General features: G+C 71.1%; 17 protein-coding genes and 1 tRNA gene. 13 read left to right on the top strand and 5 right to left on the bottom strand.

Translation table 11 applies throughout. From position 1 onward, the window contains the following. Nucleotides 1–62: 62 nt before the first annotated feature. From PUR71_RS39315 to PUR71_RS39290, 6 genes are all read left to right on the top strand, one after another. Entirely contained in the window at nucleotides 63–479 is a 417-nt protein-coding gene (locus PUR71_RS39315) for a hypothetical protein (protein ID WP_443077758.1), read from the top strand. Between the two features lie 113 nt (nucleotides 480–592). Next, nucleotides 593–2212: a methionine--tRNA ligase gene (metG, locus tag PUR71_RS39310; protein WP_329932094.1), complete on the top strand. Its 1620-nt coding sequence runs from the start codon at nucleotides 593–595 to the stop codon at nucleotides 2210–2212. A gap of 117 nt (nucleotides 2213–2329) precedes the next feature. Continuing rightward, nucleotides 2330–3208 (top strand): TatD family hydrolase, encoded by an 879-nt coding sequence (locus PUR71_RS39305; protein WP_329932093.1) that lies wholly within the window; start codon nucleotides 2330–2332, stop codon nucleotides 3206–3208. Between the two features lie 242 nt (nucleotides 3209–3450). Continuing rightward, complete coding sequence (gene rsmA, locus PUR71_RS39300) at nucleotides 3451–4332, top strand: 16S rRNA (adenine(1518)-N(6)/adenine(1519)-N(6))-dimethyltransferase RsmA (RefSeq protein WP_329932092.1); 882 nt, start codon at nucleotides 3451–3453, stop codon at nucleotides 4330–4332. Then, nucleotides 4329–5255 carry a 4-(cytidine 5'-diphospho)-2-C-methyl-D-erythritol kinase gene (locus tag PUR71_RS39295; protein ID WP_329932091.1) on the top strand — a complete coding sequence of 309 codons (927 nt, stop codon included), beginning with the start codon at nucleotides 4329–4331 and terminating at the stop codon, nucleotides 5253–5255. Before rsmA ends, PUR71_RS39295 begins: the two co-directional genes overlap by 4 nt. A gap of 146 nt (nucleotides 5256–5401) precedes the next feature. Further along, nucleotides 5402–7231: an ABC-F family ATP-binding cassette domain-containing protein gene (locus PUR71_RS39290; protein ID WP_329932090.1), complete on the top strand. Its 1830-nt coding sequence runs from the start codon at nucleotides 5402–5404 to the stop codon at nucleotides 7229–7231. A gap of 11 nt (nucleotides 7232–7242) precedes the next feature. Here the strand turns inward: PUR71_RS39290 and PUR71_RS39285 are convergent, their stop codons facing one another. Next, on the bottom strand, nucleotides 7243–9132 hold the full coding sequence (locus PUR71_RS39285) for an FUSC family protein (protein WP_329932089.1): 1890 nt from the start codon (nucleotides 9130–9132) through the stop codon (nucleotides 7243–7245). Nucleotides 9133–9453: 321 nt separating this feature from the next. Between PUR71_RS39285 and PUR71_RS39280 the strand changes: the two genes are divergently transcribed. Continuing rightward, nucleotides 9454–9885, top strand: a complete 432-nt coding sequence (locus PUR71_RS39280; protein WP_329932088.1) for a hypothetical protein — start codon at nucleotides 9454–9456, stop codon at nucleotides 9883–9885. Nucleotides 9886–11712: 1827 nt separating this feature from the next. Then, complete coding sequence (gene mycP, locus PUR71_RS39275; RefSeq protein ID WP_329932087.1) at nucleotides 11713–12960, top strand: type VII secretion-associated serine protease mycosin; 1248 nt, start codon at nucleotides 11713–11715, stop codon at nucleotides 12958–12960. Nucleotides 12961–13432: 472 nt separating this feature from the next. On the opposite strand, the gene PUR71_RS39270 is transcribed toward mycP, so the two are convergent. From PUR71_RS39270 to PUR71_RS39260, 3 genes are all read right to left on the bottom strand, one after another. After that, entirely contained in the window at nucleotides 13433–13885 is a 453-nt protein-coding gene (locus PUR71_RS39270) for a hypothetical protein (RefSeq protein ID WP_329932086.1), read from the bottom strand. A 173-nt stretch (nucleotides 13886–14058) separates the two neighbouring features. Beyond that, nucleotides 14059–15723: an alpha/beta hydrolase gene (locus PUR71_RS39265; RefSeq protein ID WP_329932085.1), complete on the bottom strand. Its 1665-nt coding sequence runs from the start codon at nucleotides 15721–15723 to the stop codon at nucleotides 14059–14061. After that, nucleotides 15720–16133, bottom strand: a complete 414-nt coding sequence (locus PUR71_RS39260) for a hypothetical protein (RefSeq protein WP_329932084.1) — start codon at nucleotides 16131–16133, stop codon at nucleotides 15720–15722. Before PUR71_RS39260 ends, PUR71_RS39265 begins: the two co-directional genes overlap by 4 nt. Nucleotides 16134–16217: 84 nt before the next feature. Between PUR71_RS39260 and PUR71_RS39255 the strand changes: the two genes are divergently transcribed. Next, nucleotides 16218–17546 carry an MFS transporter gene (locus PUR71_RS39255; RefSeq protein ID WP_329932083.1) on the top strand — a complete coding sequence of 443 codons (1329 nt, stop codon included), beginning with the start codon at nucleotides 16218–16220 and terminating at the stop codon, nucleotides 17544–17546. Between the two features lie 19 nt (nucleotides 17547–17565). Here the strand turns inward: PUR71_RS39255 and PUR71_RS39250 are convergent, their stop codons facing one another. Then, nucleotides 17566–18162: a flavodoxin family protein gene (locus PUR71_RS39250; RefSeq protein ID WP_329932082.1), complete on the bottom strand. Its 597-nt coding sequence runs from the start codon at nucleotides 18160–18162 to the stop codon at nucleotides 17566–17568. A 139-nt stretch (nucleotides 18163–18301) separates the two neighbouring features. Here PUR71_RS39250 and PUR71_RS39245 point away from each other — a divergent pair, with 139 nt between their 5' ends. The 4 genes from PUR71_RS39245 to galE all read left to right on the top strand — a co-directional run bounded on the left by PUR71_RS39245 (nucleotide 18302) and on the right by galE (nucleotide 21026). Then, a complete protein-coding gene (locus PUR71_RS39245) occupies nucleotides 18302–18790 on the top strand; it encodes a winged helix-turn-helix transcriptional regulator (protein ID WP_329932081.1) in 489 nt (162 codons plus the stop codon). Between the two features lie 185 nt (nucleotides 18791–18975). Next, a tRNA-Thr gene (locus PUR71_RS39240) sits at nucleotides 18976–19051 on the top strand. Between the two features lie 167 nt (nucleotides 19052–19218). After that, complete coding sequence (locus tag PUR71_RS39235; RefSeq protein WP_329932080.1) at nucleotides 19219–19887, top strand: LuxR C-terminal-related transcriptional regulator; 669 nt, start codon at nucleotides 19219–19221, stop codon at nucleotides 19885–19887. A 176-nt stretch (nucleotides 19888–20063) separates the two neighbouring features. Further along, nucleotides 20064–21026: a UDP-glucose 4-epimerase GalE gene (gene galE / locus PUR71_RS39230; protein WP_329932079.1), complete on the top strand. Its 963-nt coding sequence runs from the start codon at nucleotides 20064–20066 to the stop codon at nucleotides 21024–21026. Nucleotides 21027–21158: the final 132 nt, after the last annotated feature.

Raw genomic sequence — 21158 nt, 5'->3', positions numbered from 1 at the left:
TGGAATGGAAAGACCCAGCCGGGCGAGCGCCCGGCGGGCGCTGGGAGACGGCTATGAGCGAGATGATCGGTAGCCCCCGCACTGGCGATGCGCTGAGCGACCCCGGCCTGGCCGGGCGGCCGCACGTCCCCGTCGAGACCGTACGGGAGGCCTACTCCTTCGCGTGCCTGAAGTGCGGGTACGGGTGGGAGCAGGCGTACGACATCGAGCACCACGTCGCCAGGGACGGCCACGTCGTGTTCGAGTACCACGCCAACGGTGTCCGGGTACCGTCCCCGCTGCTCAAGCCGACCTGTCCGGGGTGTGGTGGCCACACCGTCCGGATCATGCGCGAGGGCCGGGTGGCCGTCGCCGACCAGCCCTGGCAGCACGCCCCCGGCTACCCGGCGCACGCCGAGCCGGCCGGGCCGCCCGCGGTGTCCGGGCCCGCGCAGCCGCGCGGACGCTGGGCCCGGTTCTGGTCGCGGCTGCTGGGCTGACACCCGGGCGGGCAGCGGGGCCGCCCTCCCGCGACGGCCGGGGCGGCCCCCTCGCGTCCGCGGGGCGGAACGCGGTCGAGGGCCGCCCGCGTGCCCGACTAAGCTTTCCGACCATGGCGGCCACTGCAGACCACAGCACCACCGGGGCGAGCGCCCCGGCGTACTACGTTTCCACCCCGATCTACTACGTCAACGATCGCCCGCACCTGGGCCACGCGTACACCACCGTGGCGGGCGACGTCCTCACCCGCTGGCACCGCCAGCGCGGCGAGAAGGTGTGGTACCTGACCGGCACCGACGAGCACGGTCAGAAGATCATGCGGACCGCCGAGGCCAACGGCGTCACCCCGCAGGAGTGGTGCGACAAGCTGGTCGAGGAGGCGTGGAAGCCGCTCTGGGAGCACCTGGAGATCGCCAACGACGACTTCATCCGCACGACCCAGCAGCGCCACACCGACCGCGTGCAGGAATTCGTCCAGGACCTCTACGACAAGGGCGAGATCTACAAGGGCGGTTACTCCGGCCCGTATTGCGTCGGCTGCGAGGAGTTCAAGCTCCCGGCCGAGCTGCTCGACGGCGCCACCGCGGACGAGAAGCTCTGCACCGTGCACAAGCGGCCGGTGGAATGGCTGGAGGAGGAGAACTACTTCTTCCGTCTCTCCGCCTACGGACCGAAGCTGCTGGAGTTCTACGCCGCCAACCCGGACTTCATCCAGCCCGCCTCGGCCCGCAACGAGGTGCTGCGCTTCGTCGAGCAGGACCTCAAGGACCTCTCGATCTCCCGCTCCACCTTCAACTGGGGCGTCCCGCTGCCCTGGGACGAGACGCACGTCCTGTACGTGTGGGTCGACGCGCTGCAGAACTACATCACCGCCGCCGGCTACGGCAGCGACCCGGAGCGCTTCGCCGAGCTGTGGCCCGCCTCCGTCCACCTGGTCGGCAAGGACATCCTGCGCTTCCACGCGGTGATCTGGCCCGCCATGCTGATGGCCGCCGGACTGCCGCTGCCCAAGCGGGTCGTCGCCAACGGCTGGCTGATGGTCGGCGGCGAGAAGATGTCCAAGTCCAACCTGACCGGCATCGCCCCCACCGACCTCACCTCGCACTTCGGCGTGGACGCCTACCGGTACTACTTCCTGCGCGCGATCCCGTTCGGCACCGACGGCTCGTTCTCGTGGGAGGACTTCACCGCCCGGTACACCTCCGAACTCGCCAACGACTTCGGCAACCTGGCCTCCCGCGTCGCCGCCATGGTCGGCAAGTACTTCGACGGCGCGCTGCCCGCCGCGACCGCCTCCGGCGACGCCGAGAAGGCGGTCCAGGACGGGCTCGCCGCAGCCGTGGCCGCCGCCGACCAGAAGATCGGCGAGGACCTCGACTTCGCGGGCGGCCTCGCGGCGATCTTCGAGTTCGTCAAGCAGGTCAACGGCTACATCAGCGACCAGGAGCCCTGGAAGGTCGCCAAGGACGACTCGGCGGAGGGCCGGGCGCGCCTGGCCACCATCCTGTACACCGCCGCCGAGTCGCTGCGTGCGACCGCCGTCCTGCTCAACCCGGTGATGCCGTCCACGGCCGAGAAGCTGTGGGCCTCCCTCGGCGCCGAGGCCGGACTCGGCGCGCTCGCCGCGCAGCCGATCGCCACGGTGGCCGACTGGGGCCGGCTGCCCGCCGGCGTCACCGTCACGAAGGGCGAGATCCTCTTCCCGCGCCTCGAGGAGAAGCCCGCCTCCTGAGGGTGGGGAAGGCCCGCCCGCTGAGGGTGGGGAAGCCCGCCGCTCGGGGTGGGGAAGTCCGCCTCTTGGGGTGGGGAAGCCCGCCTCTTGGAGGCGGAGAAGGACGACGGACGACTGATGGCGAAGAAGGACGACGACCGGTCGACCCCGCCGCCGCTGCCGGAACCCCTGGCGGTGGCGGTGGCCGACTCGCACACCCACCTGGACATGCAGTCCGGCACGCCCGAGGAGGGCCTCGCCCGCGCGGCCTCGGTCGGGGTCGACACCGTCGTCCAGGTCGGCTGCGACGTGCCCGGCTCGCGCTGGGCCGCCGAGCTGGCCGCCCGCTTCAAGCAGGTCCACGCAGCCGTCGCGCTGCACCCCAACGAGGCGCCGCGGATCTTCCTCGGCGACCCCGACGGGTGGTCCGGGCAGCAGCGCCCGGCCGGCGGCGCGGCGGCGCTGGACGAGGCGCTCGCCGAGATCGACGCCCTCGCCGCGCTGCCGCACGTGCGGGCCGTCGGCGAGACCGGCCTCGACTACTTCCGCACCGGGCCCGAGGGCGTGGAGATCCAGAAGGAGTCGTTCCGCCGGCACATCGAGATGGCCAAGCGGCACGGCAAGGCCCTCGTCATCCACGACCGCGACGCCCACGAGGACGTCATCGCCGTCCTGCTGGAGGAGGGCGCCCCCGAGCGGACCGTCTTCCACTGCTACTCGGGCGACGCGGAGATGGCCAAGGTCTGCGCCGAGCACGGCTGGTACCTGTCGTTCGCGGGCCCGGTCACGTTCAAGGCCAACCAGCCGCTGCGCGACGCCCTGCTGGCCACCCCGCTCGACCGCGTCCTGGTCGAGACGGACGCGCCCTTCCTCACGCCGCACCCCTACCGCGGCCGGCCCAACGCCCCGTACCTGATCCCGGTCACGGTCCGGTCGATGGCGGCCACGCTGGGGCTGCACGAGGACGAGCTGGCGACGGCGATCGCGGCGAACACGGCGCGGGCGTTCGGGTACTGAGGCGGGCCCGCCGACGGGTGGGGCGGACGCCGGCCGGGTGTTGAGCGGGGTGCCGCACGGCGTGCTGCGCGGGGTGCCAGGCCGGGTGCTGAGCGGGGCGCCGAGCCGGGTGCTGAGCGGGACGCCAGGCCGGGAGATGCGCGGGGTGCGCCTGATCGGCGGGCGGCGCCCGGGAGCCCGGCCCTCCCGCCCTCCGGTCCGGCGCGTCCGGCCGGGCGGGCCCGCGCCCGTATCCTTGGCGCGTGAGCACCACCGAACCCACCCCTGACAGCCACCTGCTGGGCGCCGCCGACATCCGGGAGCTGGCCGCCGCGTTCGGCGTGAAGCCGACCAAGCAGCGCGGGCAGAACTTCGTCATCGACGGCAACACCGTGCGGCGGATCGTCCGGGCCGCCGACGTGACGGAGCAGGACGCGGTGGTGGAGGTCGGCCCCGGGCTCGGGTCGCTGACGCTCGCCCTGCTGGAGGTCGCCCGGCACGTCACCGCCGTCGAGATCGACCCGGTGCTCGCGCAGCACCTGCCGGACACCGTCGCCGCCCGGATGCCCGGCAAGGCGGACGCCTTCGACCTGGTGTTCAGCGACGCCATGGAGGTCACCGAGCTGCCCGGCCCGGCACCCACCGCGCTCGTCGCCAACCTCCCGTACAACGTGGCGGTGCCCGTCCTGCTGCACATGCTGGCCACCTTCCCCAGCATCGAGCGCACGCTGGTGATGGTGCAGAGCGAGGTCGCCGACCGGCTCGCCGCCAAGCCCGGCAACAAGGTGTACGGCGTCCCGTCGGTCAAGGCCAACTGGTACGCCGACGTGAAGCGGGCCGGCGCCATCGGGCGCAACGTCTTCTGGCCCGCGCCCAACGTCGACTCCGGCCTCGTCTCGCTGATCCGCCGCGAGCCCCCCGAGACCACCGCGAGCCGCGAGGAGGTGTTCGCGGTGGTCGACGCCGCGTTCGCCCAGCGGCGCAAGACCCTGCGGGCCGCCCTGGCCGGCTGGGCCGGCTCCGCCGCCGGGGCCGAACAGGCCCTCGCCGCCGCCGGGATCGACCACAAGCTGCGCGGCGAGATGCTGACGGTGGAACAGTTCGCCGCCATCGCCGAGCACAAGCCGAAGGCCGGGAACGAGTGATCACCGTACGGGTTCCGGCCAAGGTCAACGTCCAGCTGGGGGTCGGCGGCCTGCGCGCCGACGGCTTCCACGACCTCGCCAACGTCTTCTTCGCCGTCGCCCTGGGGGACGAGGTCACCGCGACCCCGGGCGAGGGCATCACGCTGAGTTGCAGCGGACCGGACGCCGACGCCGTCCCGCTCGACGACAGCAACCTCGCCGCCCGCGCGGCCCGGCTGCTCGCCGCGCACCACGGCATCGCCGACCCCGGCGTGCACCTACACATCGCCAAGGCCATCCCGGTCGCCGGCGGCATGGCCGGCGGCAGTGCCGACGGCGCGGCGGCACTCGTCGCCTGCGACGCCCTGTGGAAGCTGGACACCCCGGCCGACGTCCTGCTGGACCTCGCCGCCGAACTCGGCTCCGACGTGCCCTTCGCCCTGGTCGGCGGCGTCGCGCTGGGCCGCGGCCGGGGCGAGATCCTGGAGCCGCTCCCGGTCGAGGGCAGCTACCACTGGGTCTTCGCCGTCGCCGACGGCGGCCTCTCCACCCCCGCCGTCTTCCGGGAGTGCGACCGCCTGCGCGACGAGGCCGGCACCGGCTCCAGCGCCGCCGACGTCCCCACCCCCGACGCCGACCCCGCGCTGCTCACCGCCCTGGCGGACGGCGACGCCGTCGCCCTCGCCGCCGCGCTCTCCAACGACCTCCAGGCCGCCGCCCTCTCGCTGCGCCCCGGCCTCGCCGCCACCCTGCGGGCCGGCACCGAGGCCGGCGCGGTCGGTGCCCTCGTCTCCGGCTCCGGGCCGACCTGCGCGTTCCTCGCCAAGGACGCCGACGGCGCCGCCGCCATCGCGGCCGCGCTGCGCGCCTCCGGCACCTGCCGGACGGCGCACGCGACGCACGGGCCGGTGGCGGGGGCGGCGGTGGTGGATCCGGCCGCGTAGTCCAGTGCAGTGGGGCTGAGCTCGGCGGTGCGGGCGCTTCGGCGGGCCCATTAGGCTGGGGAGATCGGGGCGTCCCCGAGAGGGGTGCCCGGCCGGGTGAACGGCGGGCCGCCCCGGCACCGCCGAACCCCAGGAGCGCAGCACACGTGGCCGTCAACCTCGCCACCATCGAGTCCGTCACGAAGGTCTACGGCACCCGCACCCTGCTGGACGCGGTCAGCCTGGGCGTGAGCGAGGGCGACCGGATCGGCGTCGTCGGCCGCAACGGCGACGGCAAGACCACCCTGGTCCGGATGCTCGCCAAGCTGGAGGAACCCGACGGCGGCCGCATCACCTGGAACGGCGGCCTCGAACCGGCCGTCCTCACCCAGCACGACTCGCTCGACCCCGAGGCCACCATCCGGCACGAGGTCATCGCCGGCCGCGCCGACCACGAGTGGCTCGGCGACGCCCGCATCCGCGACATCATCGAGGGCCTCTTCGGCGGCCTCGACCTGCCCGGCTTCGCCGACGGCCTGGACACCGTCATCGGCCCGCTCTCCGGCGGCGAGCGCCGCCGGATCGCCCTCGCCAAGCTGCTCCTCGGCTCGCCCGAGCTGATCATCCTCGACGAGCCCACCAACCACCTCGACGTCGAGGGCATCAACTGGCTCGCCCAGCACCTGCAGAAGCGCCGCTCGGCCCTCGTCTGCGTCACCCACGACCGCTGGTTCCTCGACCAGGTCTGCACCCGGATGTGGGACGTCCAGAACGGCACCGTCCACGAGTACGAGGGCGGCTACTCCGACTACGTCTTCGCGCGCGCCGAGCGCTCCCGCATCGAGGCCGTCGAGGAGCAGAAGCGCCAGAACCTCGCCCGCAAGGAGCTCGCCTGGCTGCGCCGCGGCGCCCCCGCCCGCACCTCCAAGCCGCGCTACCGCATCGAGGCCGCCAACGCCCTGATCGCCGACGTGCCGGAGCCGCGCGACAAGTCCGAGCTGATGAAGTTCGCCAACGCCCGCCTCGGCCGGACGGTCTTCGACCTGGAGGGCGTGACCGTCAAGGCCGGCCCCAAGCTGCTCCTGGAGAACCTCACCTGGCAGCTCGGCCCCGGCGACCGCATCGGCCTGCTCGGCGTCAACGGCGCCGGCAAGACCTCCCTCCTGCGCGCGATGCGCGACGCCTACGCCTCCGAGGGCGACGTGCAGCCGGACTCCGGCGTGATCAAGGTCGGCAAGACCGTCCGGCTCGCCTACCTGTCCCAGGAGATCGCGGAGTTGGACCCGGCGGTCCGGGTGCTCCAGGCCGTCGAACAGGTCCGCTCGCGCGTCGACCTCGGCAAGGGCCGGGAGATGAGCGCCGGCCAGCTGTGCGAGCAGTTCGGCTTCGGCAAGGACAAGCAGTGGACGCCGGTCGGCGACCTCTCCGGCGGCGAGCGGCGGCGACTGCAACTGCTGCGCCTGCTCATGGACGAGCCCAACGTGCTCTTCCTCGACGAGCCGACCAACGACCTCGACATCGAGACCCTCAACCAGCTGGAGGACCTCCTCGACGGCTGGCCCGGCTCGATGGTCGTCATCAGCCACGACCGCTTCTTCATCGAGCGGACGACGGACGTCGTGCACGCGCTGCTCGGCGACAAGCGGATGCGGATGCTGCCGGGCGGCGTCGACGAGTACCTGGAGCGCCGGGCCAAGATGGCCGCCGCCGCGGCCGCCGCCGCATCCGCGGCTTCCGCCTCGGCCGCTCCCGCGGTCGGGGAGGCCGCCGCGACCGGGCTCTCCGGCGGGGACCTGCGCGCCGCCAAGAAGGAGATGCAGAAGCTGGAGCGGCAGATCGCCAAGCTGGACGAGAAGGAGTCCAAGCTGCACTCCCAACTCGCCGAGCACGCCGCCGACTTCTCCAAGGTCGCGGAGCTGGACGCGCAGCTGCGCGCCGTTCGGGACGAGAAGGAGGAGCTGGAGATGAGCTGGCTGGAGCTGGCCGAGCAGGTCTGATTCTCTGCTCGTCAGTCGGTGAGCAGGGCATCGAGTTCGTCCGCCGCACGGCCCAGCGCACTGCGCGCCGGGTCGTGCGGCGTCGTCGGGCCGGCTGCGGGGCCCGTCGGCGGGCGGTGCGCGCGGGCGGCGGCCGTCAGGTCGTCCAGCGCCCGGCGCACCCGGTCGACCTCGGCGGGATCGGGCACCCGTCCGCCGTACCGGATCTGCGCCGCGTACGCCGCCACCCCGCCGCCCAGCCGCTCCAGCGCGGCCGTCGCCGGCAGCCACCGCTCGGCGAGCCGGCCGGTCGGGGGCGGTTCGGCGAGGCCCTGCTGCACTTCCAGGCGGGCGTCGGCGAGCGACCGGTACGCGGCGCGGCGCAGCCACACCTCGGCCCGCCCGGTCGTCGTCACGGCGTCCAGGTAGGCCCGGAGCGTGGTGGCCGCGTCGACCAGACGGGGCTCGATCCGGTGGCGCGGGCGCTCCGGCCACAGCAGGTAGCCGAAGACCAGCACGATCGCGCTCGCGAGGGCCGTGTCGAGCACCCGCGGCCGGAACTCGGCCGCGCTGCTCTGGCCACCGAGCTGCAGCAGGAGCAGTGCCATCGGCGTCATCGCGAGCGTCGTCAGCCCGTAGTGCGCCGCCGTCGCGTACGGGAGCAGGGCCACGCAGAGCGCGGCGACGGCGGTGAGGACCCACTCGTCGGTGGTCGCGCTCAGGACGGCGGCCGTGAGCGCGACGCCGAGCACGGTGCCGACCGCGCGGCTCGTGGCTCGCAGGAACACCGACCCGAGGTCCGGCTTGAGCACGAACGCGATCGTCATCGGGACCCAGTAGCTCTTGCTGAGCGGGTAGTTGGCGGTGACGACCGCCCCGACCGCGATGCACAGCGCCACGCGCAGCCCGTACGTCGCCGAGCTGCGCGACAGCAGGCGTGCCCGGAGGCGCCACGGGTCGGGCGGCGGCGCGGGCGCGGTGCCGAGCGCGACCTCGCGGCCGGCCACCGTGTCGGCGGCGGCGCGCAGGGCGGCGTCCAGGGCCCGGCGGGCGGGGGTGTCGGGGTGCCAGGCGGGGACGGTCGTTGGTCCGGCTGTTCCGACTGTTCCGGCTCCTGGGTGTTCCGTCGTGCGTTCTGTCGTGCGTTCTATCGCGCGTGCGAGGCGGACGGGGACGTCGGCGACCTCGGGCGGGACGGGGCGGCGTGCCCAGAGCAGCCCGGTGGCCGCCTCGGAGGCGGCGAGGGCAGCCTCGTACCGGGGATCGCTTCGGTCCGGATGGAAGTCCTGCACCTGGTTCAGCCGGGCCGTCAGGACCCGGCGCGAGGCGGGGCCCTGCGGGGTGCCGAGATCGGCCAGCATGCGCCCGAGCGCGTCGTACGCGGCGGCCAGCGCGCGGTTGCGCGCGTCGGGACTGGCCGGCAGCCCGAGGACGACGACGAACGCCGCGCCCACCAGCATCATCGGCGCCGCCGCCCACCAGGGACGGGCCAGCGGCATCCCGCTCCCCAGTGCCGTCGACACCAGCAGCAGCATGCCGGCGGCGGAACCGCGCGGGCCGGTGGCGCTGAGGGCGCCGGACACGAACGCGACGACGGTGAGCGCGGCACCGAGGACCACCGGCGAGACGTGGGCGTACTGCAGCACCGTCCCGATCAGCATCCCGAGGGCGGAGGCCAGCACAGCCGTCCCGATCCGCCGCACTCGCAGCCCGTTCGGCTCGGCCCGGTCGTTCATCGTCGCGTGCATCGCCCCGAGCCCGGCGAACACCCCGAGATCCAGCCGGTGCGCCACCAACCCGAGAACGAGCGGCACCCCCATGCCGGCAGCCGCCCGCACCACCAGCGCACCCGGGAACGCGACCGGCGACGGCCGCACGGCACGGGCCCACCAGGCGGTGGCGGGGATCTCCTCGACAGGCATGCGGTCACGTCCGTTCTGCGGCCAGGGGGTCGCTGCTGTGCGACATTGCGCGGCAGATCGGGTCGTACTCCGCGATTCTACCGGCGCGCGCCCGCCCGTTCGTACCGATCGGACCCAAGCGCACCAAGGCTGACGGTGCCGATCGCTAGCATGGCCCGTGTCGGCAACCCGTCGGGGTGGTGGCGTCGCCGACAGTGACTACACGGCTTGGTAGTTGACGGTGCGTTGCGGGCCGCCATCCGCAGCCGGGGGAGAGGGGTGTTCGCAGTGCCAGGAGAAGTCCCGCCCGGTCCGAGGCCGAAGCCGAACCAGCCCGTGGGGGTGCCGGAGACGCCCAACGTCGCCGATCTGGTGTCCGCGTTCGGCAAGCAGGACGTCAAGGTGGAGCTCGACACGCTCACGACGTTCGCGAACCGGATCGAGGTGTTGCTGCAGACGATGGAGGGCTCGGCGGCGGCCCCTGACAAGTTGCAGGAGCAGACGCTGACGGGGAAGGTCCTGATCAGCGGGGCGTACAGCGGCAACGTCGTGGAGGCGGTGGCCCTGACGGCCGCGTACGACAAGGTCCACACCCAGCTCGTCAAGCTCCACAAGGACTTCGCCTCCCAGATCGAGGCGATGAAGCTCGCGGTGGCGAAGACGGCCGGCAACTACGCGGGCAACGAGCAAGCCACGGCCGACGCGCACAAGGCCGTGCACGCGAACCTGGGCGAGGCGGGCGGGGCAGCGTCGAAGAGCGTCGAGGGGCTGTGACGACATGGCAGGCGGAACGAACTTTGGGCAGTTCGACCATGCCCAGCTGAAGGACATGGTCCGTTCGACGGATGCGAAGACCGTGGTGGACCGCGGTGTACAACTGCATGCGGCCGGCGAAGTCCTGAAGGACCTGAGCGCGGCACTCAAGTCGCACGTCGACAACGTCGGGTGGGAAGGACCGGCTGCCGAGAGCTTCAAGACCTGGGCTGGAAACCTGCAGAAGTCGGCCGCGCTGCTGGGTGACTACTCCACCAAGGCCGGCGACGCGATTCTCCAGGCAGGCGAGGCACTCAGCCTCGCCCGGGCCGCCGTCCCCGAACCCCCGCGTGCGGAGATCGCTCTGCTCGCCACCGCCATAAGCCAGCGACAGGGCCTTCCGGCCAGCGGGACGCCGAAGGTCGGCACCCCCGAGTCCTCCGACTACATCGCGAGGACGAGCAGTCCGGATTGGATCAGCGACGATCGGGCGGCGATAGCGAAGTCGATCGTCGATCGGGAACATACCGAAGCCATCCGGCAGATGGAGAGGCTGGCGCAGGCCTACTCCGCGGCCGGCGCGACGCTGAACGCGCTGGAGGAGCCGAACCTGCCGCGGGCGCCGGACAAGGACAGGGTCGGCTCGTCTGACTACTCGCCAGGTGGGAGCGCCCAAAGCGCGGTTCCTGGTGATGCCAACCGACACTCCCGCGCGAGTACAGGCAGCACAGTTGGAGACTACGGTCGAAGCAGCGGCAGCTACAGCGGGGGCTCAGTAGGGCTCCGCCAGGCGGCGCCAGCATGGCAGGTGCCGGGCGCGGCGGCGTATACGGAGCCGGTCTCTTCGCACGTCGACGGGTATGTGCCATTGGCAGAGGGGGGTGGAGCTCTCACCCTTTCGCCTATCCCGATGGGTACTGTCAGCCGCCCTGGTATGGGCCTTGACAGCCTGCCGGCTATTCCAACCCTCCTAGGCCAAGGCAGTCCGGCGGGTGCTGTCGACGGCGGGAGTGAACCGTTCGGTAGTCTGGGAGGACCCCCTGGGCGCTCAGGCGGAAGTGGGGAGGGCGGAGGTAACCCTGCTCTCCCGATTGGCAGTCCGGTTTCGATGGGTGGTTTCTTCCGGAACGGCGGGTCGGCCTCGGTCAGCGGCGTCGGGTCGATCTCCGGCAAGAGGGGTGGATCGGTTTCCAATCGTCCAGCGCCCTTCGGTGGCGGGGCTCTTCCAGGGGAGACGAGCACTCCTGGCCTGCCCACCGGGGCCGTCTTCGGCTCCCGCGAGGCTCAGCCGGGTCAGGCCGGCACGTCTGGTATGCCCGGGGTAGGTGGCGTGCACCCCGGAGCAGTGGGCCATGGATCGAGTGGTTCAGGTGGGGGCACACGACGCAGGGCGGGTCTGACCTCGACGCCTGGCGGGGTTGTTGGAGAACGCAAGGGACCCTCCGTCGGCGGGGAGTTCACTCCTGGTGGGACCGGCCTACGCAGGCGGGTTGGCGCTGGCGGGGGTCCTGCCGGTTCGGGTCAGATCGGCATGATGGGATCTGGCGTGCACGGAGGCGGGGCAGGACGGAATGAGCGAGACCGCCGCCAACGGCCCGATTACCTGGGCGAGGACGAGGAGACCTGGACCAGCGGTACACCGCACAGCAACCCGAACGTGGTTGAGTAGAACTGACTGCCTGCCCGGCCGCCGGGGTACCCCCGCCGCCGGGCAGACCCGTCCGGGGTGTAGCCCTTGGCTGGCGGGGAGACCGACGAGGAGTCGTGATGTGGCGGAGGAATGGACGAGCACGTGGGCAGATCTTCGCTGGAGCGCTCCTGGCAGCCGGTTTCGTGACTGGCTCGGCCATGACTCCGGCAGTTGCGGACGGATCGATCCGTGATGATCAGTGGCATCTGGACGCAATGCATGCACCCGAGATGTGGAAGACATCGACTGGGCAGGGCGTGACGGTCGCAGTCATTGACGGGGGCTTCAAGTTTGATCACCCGGACTTGGTAGGGCAGTTGCTCCCAGGGAAGGACTTCAGTCGAAGTGTGGGTGGGGTTGGTACTGACCTCAAGGGCCACGGGACGCAAATAGCAAGCATCATCGCGGGGACCGGCAATGGCATGGGAGGCAGAGGTGCCTATGGTCTGGCCCCAGGAGCCAAGATCCTTCCGCTGAAAATCGATAATGGCGAGGAAAGTGGAGTTACGTCACACATCTTCCTGGACCAGATCGGTCAAGCTATCGATTACGCCATTGATCAAGGCGCGAAGATCATCAACATCTCGCAGGGAACGGCGGAAGTCACCGTGGCCCCTGACGACACGGCGAAACTGACCAGCGTGCTCGCGCGTGCAGCGGCGAAGGGTGCGCTGGTGGTCGCGAGTGTCGGAAACAGTGCCCGGGACGGGAATCTGGTCGAGTATCCGGGTGGTCTTCCTTACGTGGTCGGCGCTGGGGCTGTTGACAAGAACTTGACGGCTACGACGGAGTCCCAACAGGGGCCGCAGGTTGACCTCGTGGCACCCGGCATGGACATTATCGACGCGTGCACCGGCGCGACGGGCTACTGCAAGGCCCATGGCACCTCCGCGTCGACCGCCCTGGTCTCTGCCTCAGCGGCCTTGGTGTGGGCAGTGCACGCCGACTGGACGGCAAACCAAGTACTGCGAGTGCTCATCAACACGGCGGGTAAGCCGTCCGACGGTTCCAGCCGCAATGACAGTGTTGGATACGGCGCCGTCCGGCCGCGCATCGCGCTGACTACGCCGGGCGATCCGGGGCCGGCGGATGTGTATCCGATTCCGAGCAAGACGGCTCTGCTGCCCTCGGCATCGTCGTCGATCACTGCCCCTTCTGCTCTGGCGACCTCACCCGCTATCGTGGCCGTAGGGCCGACGAATTTAAGTTCTCCGGCAGTGGCGCCCATCACGGACAAGTCATCTGATTCAGGCAGCGTGGTATTACCGATTGCGATTGCCATGGTCAGCGGGGTGGTGCTGACGGCGGGTGCGGTGTTCTTCGTGGCCCGGCGGCGAGACGTGGCCGGAAAGGTTTCCGCCTATGAGCCGCCGACGGCTCCCGGGGACAACCCGTCCACGAGATAGTCGGCGGCAGTCGCAGCATGGTTTAACTGCCTCGACTGCGCCGACTGGGATGGCAGAAGGAAGTAGAAGATCGGTATGCCTAATTCAAATGGCAGAAGTCAAGCCACAGCCGCGTGACCGACGAGCGGGTCAAAGCGCCCACGGTCGACGGCATTGTCGAAGTTGATAAATGGCGATTGACATGGGTCTCGGAGGCCCGGCTCAGGTCGCTGGCTGGTATGTGGTGCGCGGGTCGCTGGGGTGCGGGAGTTGGGCCGGCAAGGGTTGTGCGGAGGGCGCGAGTGGCTCTGGCCTCAGCCTCGGTCTGTCCGGCCTGACCTGGCGGTGCTGCGCTGGCTGTCAACGTACAGCGATAGTCGTCTGAGAGCCAGTGCCACCGTTTACTAACTCGTTCACGCACTGATAGTGCGGCCGGGGCGGGTTGCCGGGCTCGCGGTTGAGGGCCGGTTGGCGAAGCCAGAGCAGGCCGGTGTCAGCGAGGAGTCTCTGTTGCTGTGGGGGGCATCAGGCAGGGGGTTCGGACCCGGAAAGCGAGAAGGCCTCCGGTCGTGGTCTCGACCGTGATCAGGTATCGGCTCGATGGCTGAGAGGCGTCGAGAATCGTGTCCACCTTGCCGTTGATGCTCTCCCGGTAGCCGTCGATCTTGAAGCCCTGCTGTTCGAGCATCGTGCGGACCTTGCGGATGGCCTCAGGGTGCTGCTCGAGCGGGGTGGAGCTGTAGACCGCGTACATCAGTTTGTACCGGCCGTCATTTACGACCTCGTCGTTCTTGCCGACACAGTCGCTGAAGATCGGCTCGGTGCTTCCGGTGTCCAGGACTGCTCCGGCAGTCTGCGCCATGTACTCGGTCATGTGTTTGGCCCAGTCCTGGGCGTCCTGGCGGGCCTTGACGGGGAGAGGATCGTTGGGACCGGGCGTGGACATGCATCCTCCGAGAATCAGTGGCAGGCAGAGTGCTATTGCGGCAGCACTCAGGCGCCGGGGTCCGACAGGGCGTACAGCGTTTCGTGGAGCGTGGAACAGCACAATGGAATCCTTGCGGCCGAGGCAGGGTGAGGACCGGTCCGGCTGGGCCGAGGCCGGGCCGGCGCTGACGGTCACGGGGGAGGCAACGGGCTGTCGTGCAATTTGGGAACAATGCTCGGCGGTCTCCCGACGATGATGCGACCCTGGTTGTCGAGGCTCTTGCCGCCGTCCCAGTACCCGCTGTGCCCGGACGTGTCGACCTCGAAGTTGTTCCCGCCGAACCGGTCGATCATCGGGTCGTCGCCGAGGGTCAATCCCGCTGCGAGTTCGATCGGGTCGTCCGCCGCTCTGCCGGTCCAGAAGTGGCTCGGGTCGATGTGGAGCTGGTCGGCGCGCTGGATGGTCATGCCGGGACTCGCGATCGCGACGATGTCGTCGGCGCCCAGTCCGTTCCCACCCGCGGCGGCCGCGCCGACGAGCGTAGTCCCGTAGCTGTGGCTGAAGACCGAGAGGTGACTGTGGTGGTCGCCCTGGGCGACCCGGGTGCCCTGAGTGAACTGGCGCAGGGCTTCGGCGCCGTCCTCGGCCCGGGTGGTGCCGCCAACGGCGAGGTTCGGCGCTTGCATGACCGGGATCTCGGGGGCGTCATATCCGAGCCAATAGACCACCGACACCTTCTGATTCGTCCCCTTGGACGCCGACCTCGCAGCGTCCTGCATGTCGTTGACGCGTGCGAGGTTTCCGCCAGTGCTGTCGATCGTCGTTCCCGTCCCCGGCACAAGGAGGGCGGTGTGGTCGGCTATGTCGGGGTTCCCCATGGCGATGATCACCTTGCCGTCGCCGTGGTAGGCCTCGGCATCGAACCCGAGCAAGAACAACTGCTTGTCCTCGGCTGCGCTGTCGTGCTGGTCGAGCTGCTCCTTGAGCTTCATCAGATTGTGCTCGCGGGTGTTGTACTCGTCGGCCGTCATGCCGCTCCCGCGCGCGTTGCCGGTCTGCAACCCGTCCAACTCCTGCTCGAGGGCCAGCCGGTTCGCCTCATCCCGGACCGTTGCGGGCAGGCCGTCCAGTCCTCCGATCTTGGCCGGGTAGAGCGCAAGGTAGCTGCTCTGCTGCTCAGGGCTCAGCGACTTCCACCAGTCGGCGGACTTCTGCGGGTCCTTGTTGTCAGGGACGGACGGTTCGGCGAGACCGAGGTCCTTGGCCACGTCCTTCACATCGGCGGCGGTCTCGGCCGTGGAGCCGAACACCCGCGGCCGGGTCAGGATGTCGGCATCGAGGCGGCTGAGGGCGTGGTCGCCGTTGTCGCTCGCCTCTTTCGCATCGGCCAGTGCCTTGTCGATCCATTCCTGGGCGTCCCCGCGCAGAGTAGTCAGCGCCGTGCGTTCCGGGCTGGACACGGCGTCGGGATCGTGCGTTTCGCCCTTGCCCAGCGGCGGGAGGCTTACCGTCCCGTCGGAACCGACGGTCAGGCCCCACTCCTCGGCGTGGTGCACGGCGTTCTTTAGATTTGTCTGTGCCTGGGAGATCCGCTCGGCGACAGTGTCCAACACAAGTGCGGCAGCTGCGGACTCGACTCGTACGATCTCCAGAATCTGCTCGGTCCGGCCCATGGTGGAGAACGCGTACTGGGCGTCGTTCCCCTCCCAACGCATCTCTCGCAGCGGGCCGTTCACCTGGTTCCGATGCCTGGTCTCGGCTGACTCGGCGCCGTTGGCCAGCCCGCGCCACGCCTTGGCCGCGTCGTGCAGGCCGGTCGGGTCGAAGCTGAGCAACAGCTCGAACAGGTTGCTCATTGGGCCGGCTTCTCCCATGCCTCGCCGATCTTCTGCTTCTGCCAGACCTCGACGTTGGCGTTCTCATTGGCCGTGTAGGCCTGCGCGGTGACCTCAAGGTTGTCGGCCGTCTTGTTGAGGCGGTCGCGAACGCCGGCCAGCACGGGCGCCCAGTCGCCCGCCACTTTGTCCAGCCTTGCGGTGACCGACCAACCTGTCAGCTGACTGGCGGCCGTGTGGCTGGCGGATATGGCCGTCTCGTAAGGCTTAGTGAAGTCCTCGCCGATTGCCCGTGCGGCGCCAGCCGATTTGTGTATTTCGCCTGGATTGACCTTGACATGGCCCCCCACTACGCCCTCCTCCAAAGTGTTGCGACGCTCGAACGGTTGTCGTTGTGTCGTGAGTCTGTCAGGGGCGCTCGGATCGCGCATGAGTATCGCTACTCAGGATCGCGCGCCCCAGTCACTCGGGTGGGGGCTGGGGGTGGGATGGGTGGTGCGGGCAGGGTTGGCGGCATGGGTGCGCAAGTGCGGCGGGCGGCGGCTGCGGCTTTGGTCGGAACGGCGATCGAGTTCTACGACTTCTTCATCTACGGGACTGCGGCTGCGCTCGTGTTCGGGACGGTGTTCTTTCCTGGACTGGGCACCGTGGGCGCATTGCTGGCGGCGTTCTCGGTGTACGCGGTGGCGTTCCTGGCGCGGCCGTTGGGGGCCGTGGTGTTCGGGCACTTCGGGGACCGGCTGGGGCGGAGGGCGACGCTGGTGGTGTCGCTGCTGGTGATGGGGGTGGCCACGGCGGCGGTGGGGGTGTTGCCGGGGTTCGCGCTGTGGGGGTGGTGGTCGCCGGTGGCGCTCGTCGTGTTGCGGGTGTGCCAGGGGGTCGGGCTCGGCGGGGAGTGGGGTGGGGCCGCGCTGTTGTTGGCGGAGCACGCGCCGGCCGGGCGGCGCGGGCGGTACGGGGCGTTCCTGCAGTTGGGGCCGACGGTGGGGTTCGTGCTCGCCAACGGGGTGTTCCTGCTGCTGCAACTCGCCCTGGACGAGCGGTCGTTCAGGGAGTGGGGGTGGCGGGTTCCGTTCATCGCCTCGCTCGGGCTCGTGGCGGTGGGGTTGTTCGTGCGGTTGAAGGTGGAGGAGTCTCCGTTGTTCCGGGGCGGGGGGCGGGGGCAGGGAACGGGGAAGCAGAGGCTGCCGGTGGTCGAGGTGCTGCGCGAGCACCGGCGCACCGTGCTGGTGGGCTGCGGTGTGATCACCGTGGGGTACGCGCTGTTCTACCTGACCACGACGTACGCGCTGGCGTACGCGACGACCGGTCTCGGCGTGCCGAGCACCGTCCTGCTGCCGATGTTGCTGGTGGGCGCGGTGGGCATGGGCGCGGCCGGGTGGACGAGCGCGCGGCGCAGTGACGGTTGGGGGCGGCGGCGCACGATGCTGTGGGCGACGGCGTTCGCGGCGCTCTGGTCGCTCGTCGAGTTCCCGCTGCTGGAGACGGCGCGCCGGCCGCTGATGTTCGTGGCGCTGGCCGGGGCGATGGTGGTGCTGGGCGCCGTGCTGGGGCCGGTCGCGGCGTTCCTGCCGGAGCTGTTCCCGACCCGGGTGCGCTACACGGGCGCGGCGCTGACGTACAACCTGGGCGGTGTGGTCGGCGGGGCGCTGACGCCGCTGGTGGCGACCCGGCTGACGGCGGCGTACGGGACGGCGGAGCTGGTCGGCTGGTACGTGGCGGCGCTGGGCGTGGTGGCGGTGCTGTGCCTGCGGCTGCTGCCGGAGACGTGCGGGGCGGAGCTGGCACCGGTGGACGGCGAACGCCGCCGGACGCCCGTGCTGGGGACGGATCCGGCGGCGTGACCGAGTGGAGGAGCGTGGGTCAGGCGGCCAGGGCGGCGCGGCCGGCCAGGACCACCGCGGTGTGCTTGGCGACGCGCTCGCCGAGGTGCTCGGCGGTCGCGATGTCGGCCTTGTGGACGGCCTCGGTGCCGGCGTCGGCCGGCGAGGAGGCGGCGGCGCCGCTGAAGAAGCCGAGGCGGTTGAGGTCGTTCTCGCTGGCGGTGGTGGCGTTCCAGCCGGGCTTGAGGCCCAGGTTGACCCAGTTCATGCCGTGCTGGGCGGCCAGGGTCTGGAAGTAGCCGAGGGTGCCGGCCTTGTCGCCGCTCTTGGAGGCGGAGTTGGTGAAGCCGGCCGCGACCTTGTCCTGCCAGACGTCGCCGAACCAGCGCTTGCTGGTGGCCTCGGCGAAGACGTGGAAGGCGCCGGAGGCGGTGCCCATGTAGGTGGGGGAGCCGAAGACGATCGCGTCGGCGGCGTCGAGCTGGGCCCACTGCTCGTCGGTGATGGTGTCGACGGCGATCGAGACGACCTCGGCCCCACCGGCGGCGGCACCGCGGGCGACGGCCTCGGCGATGACGGCGGTGTGGCCGTAGCCGGAGTGGAAGGCGATGGCGACGGTGGGGCGGATGGCGGTCATGCGGCACTCCTGTGTGGGCGGCGGCGGGAAGGGGGGAGGCAGGGCGAGGGGAAGGGGCCCTGTTCGGTCTCCAATATAGACCAAGTCTCCAAAAGTTACCAAGAGTGGATTGGAGACCGTCGGGACTACCCTGGGCGGCATGACGACGGAGGAATCGGCCAGCGCCGACATCGGATGGCACCAAGACCACCAAGACCACCAAGGCCACCAAGGCCATCAAGACCACCAAGGCCACCAAGAGCGCCAGGAGCAGGACGAGCCGGAGCACGACGTCTTCGCCCAGCTCTGCCCCAGCCGCGAGATGTTCGCCGAGCTGGCCGACAAGTGGTCCCTGCTGATCCTGATGAGCCTGGCCCTCTGCGGGCCGCAGCGGTTCTCCGAACTCCAGCGCGGGATCGGGGGGGTCAGTCGCAAGATGCTCACCCAGTCGCTGCGCACGCTGGAGCGCGACGGTCTGGTGCGCCGGACGGTCCACCCGGAGACGCCGCCGCGCGTGGTCTACGACCTGCTGCCGCTCGGCCGGGAGCTGGCCGAGTTGGTCTCCCCGCTCGGCCGTTGGACGGAGCGGCGCGCCAAGCAGATGCTCGCGGCCCGCGAGGTGTTCGATGCGGCGCACGCCGGGGCCTGAGGGCGGATGGTCAGCCGGGGCGGCGGGGGCAGCGGAAGGTGGCAGGGGCAAGAGGGGGCGCCGGGGGCTGTGGAGGGCGGTGCAAGGGGGAGGGGAGCGGGGCAGGTCGGAGCCGATTTCCCTTCCGGGCCGACGGCCGTGTAATGTCTTCCTTGTTCGACCGGCCCGGCGGAAACGTCCGGCAAGCCCCTATAGCTCAGTCGGTAGAGCGTCTCCATGGTAAGGAGAAGGTCTGCGGTTCGATTCCGCATGGGGGCTCCACTGAAAGACCCTCGCCAGCAGGCGGGGGTCTTTCGCGTTTCCGGCCCGGCCGGGCCGCCGACACGCGGTGGCCTAGCGAGTCGGGCACGGAATGCGCTGTGATGGTGCGTCATCGGCCGCCCGCCCGTGGGAAGCGGGCGCGAGCCGGACCCCGACCGGGAGGCGTCATGGGTGTTCGACTCGTGGTGGTCGACGACCACCGGCTGCTGGCCGAGGCACTCGCGACCGCGCTCCAGTTGCGCGGTCACCGGGTGCTCGCGGTCGGCTCGCCGGTGGGCGTGGCCGCCGACCTGGTGGCCGGGCGCCGGCCCGAGGTGTGCCTGCTCGGCGTGGCCGCGCCGGCCGAGCAGGGGGCGTTCGACGGGCTGCGCCGGATCCGCCGGGAGCGGCCCGAGGTGGCCGTGATCGTGCTCGGCCCGGTGGGCGAACTGCGCGGCGTGGCCGGGGCGTTCGCGGCCGGGGCGGCGGGGTACGTGCCGAGCGACGAGCGGATCGAAGTGGTCGAGCGGGCGATCGGGCGGGCCCGGGCGGGCGAGGCGGCGGTGGCCGTGGACGTGCTGCGCGGGGCCTTCGACCAGTTGCTGCGGCCGACCGCCGAGCCGGACGACGAAGCCGTCCGGCTGCTGCGCCTGCTGACCCGGCGTGAGGTGCAGGTGCTGGCCCGGATCGCGGACGGCGAGGACACCGCGGCGATCGCCGCGGGGATGCGGATCGCGGCGAGCACGGCCCGGACGCACGTCCAGCGGGTGCTGATGAAGCTGGGCGCGCGAACGCGGCTGGAGGCGGCGGCGGTGGCCGCCAGGACCGGTCTGCTGGAGCGGATGGCCGCCGACTGAGGACGGCCGCGCAGCGCCCGGACGGTGCCGTCGGAGGGCGCCGCGGGAGGTGGTCGCGGACCCGGCGGACCGTGGTCCGGAGCACCCCCGGAGGGCAGGGAGAATAGGCGCCAGTCGTTCGCACGTTTCCGATGGCCCGCCGATCCGGCGGACCATCGCCCGCTGGAGGTCTCATCATGAGTAAGTACCTGGTCACGGGTGGCGCCGGCTACGTCGGCAGTGTGGTGGCCGCCCACCTGCTGGAGGCGGGGCACCAGGTGACCGTCCTGGACGACCTCTCGACGGGTTTCCGCGAGGGCGTGCCGGCCGGTGCCGAGTTCGTCGAGGGCCGGATCCAGGAGGCCGGCAAGGTGCTGGACGGCTCCTTCGACGGCGTGCTCCACTTCGCCGCCTCCTCGCAGGTCGGCGAGTCGGTCGCGGACCCGGAGAAGTACTGGCGCAACAACGTGGCCGGCTCGCTGGAGCTGATCAGCGCGATGCGCGAGGCCGGCGTGCGCAAGCTGGTGTTCTCCTCGACCGCCGCCACCTACGGCGAGCCGGAGGTCGTGCCGATCGCCGAGACCGCCCGCACCGCGCCGACCAACACCTACGGCGCCACCAAGCTGGCCGTCGACCACCTGATCACCAGCGAGTCCGTCGCCCACGGCCTGGCCGCCGTGTCGCTGCGCTACTTCAACGTGGCCGGCGCGTACGGCGCCTACGGCGAGCGGCACGACCCCGAGTCGCACCTGATCCCGCTGGTCTTCCAGGCCGCGCTGGGCCAGCGCCCGCACATCGCGGTGTACGGCGACGACTACCCGACCCCGGACGGCACCTGCATCCGCGACTACATCCACGTCGCCGACCTGGCCGACGCGCACCTGCTGGCGCTGGACGCCGCCAAGCCGGGCGAGCACCTGATCTGCAACCTGGGCAACGGCAGCGGCTTCTCGGTGCGCGAGGTGATCGAGTCGGTCAAGCGCGTCACCGGCCGCGAGATCCCGGTGCAGGTCTCCGGCCGCCGCGCCGGCGACCCGGCGGTGCTGGTGGCCTCGGCCGAGCGCGCCCACGAGGCCCTCGGCTGGACGCCGCGCCGTCCGAACCTGGACGACATCGTGGCCGACGCCTGGAAGTTCACGCTGGAGAAGAACGGCCTGTAGGAGGGCCGGCCGAAGTCGGCCGCACGCACCGCAGGCGCCGCCCCGGACTTCCGGGGCGGCGCCCGCGGCGCTTTCCGGGCCTGGCCCGCGACATCGGGCGGAAACCGAAGCTGACGGCTCAAATCCAGTCAC

Origin of the sequence: Streptomyces sp. SP17BM10 (assembly GCF_036322405.1) — a bacterium.
Classification (GTDB): domain Bacteria; phylum Actinomycetota; class Actinomycetes; order Streptomycetales; family Streptomycetaceae; genus Kitasatospora.
The sequence above is the reverse complement of the archived record's forward strand: the minus strand, read 5'-3'. Positions and strand labels throughout refer to the sequence as shown.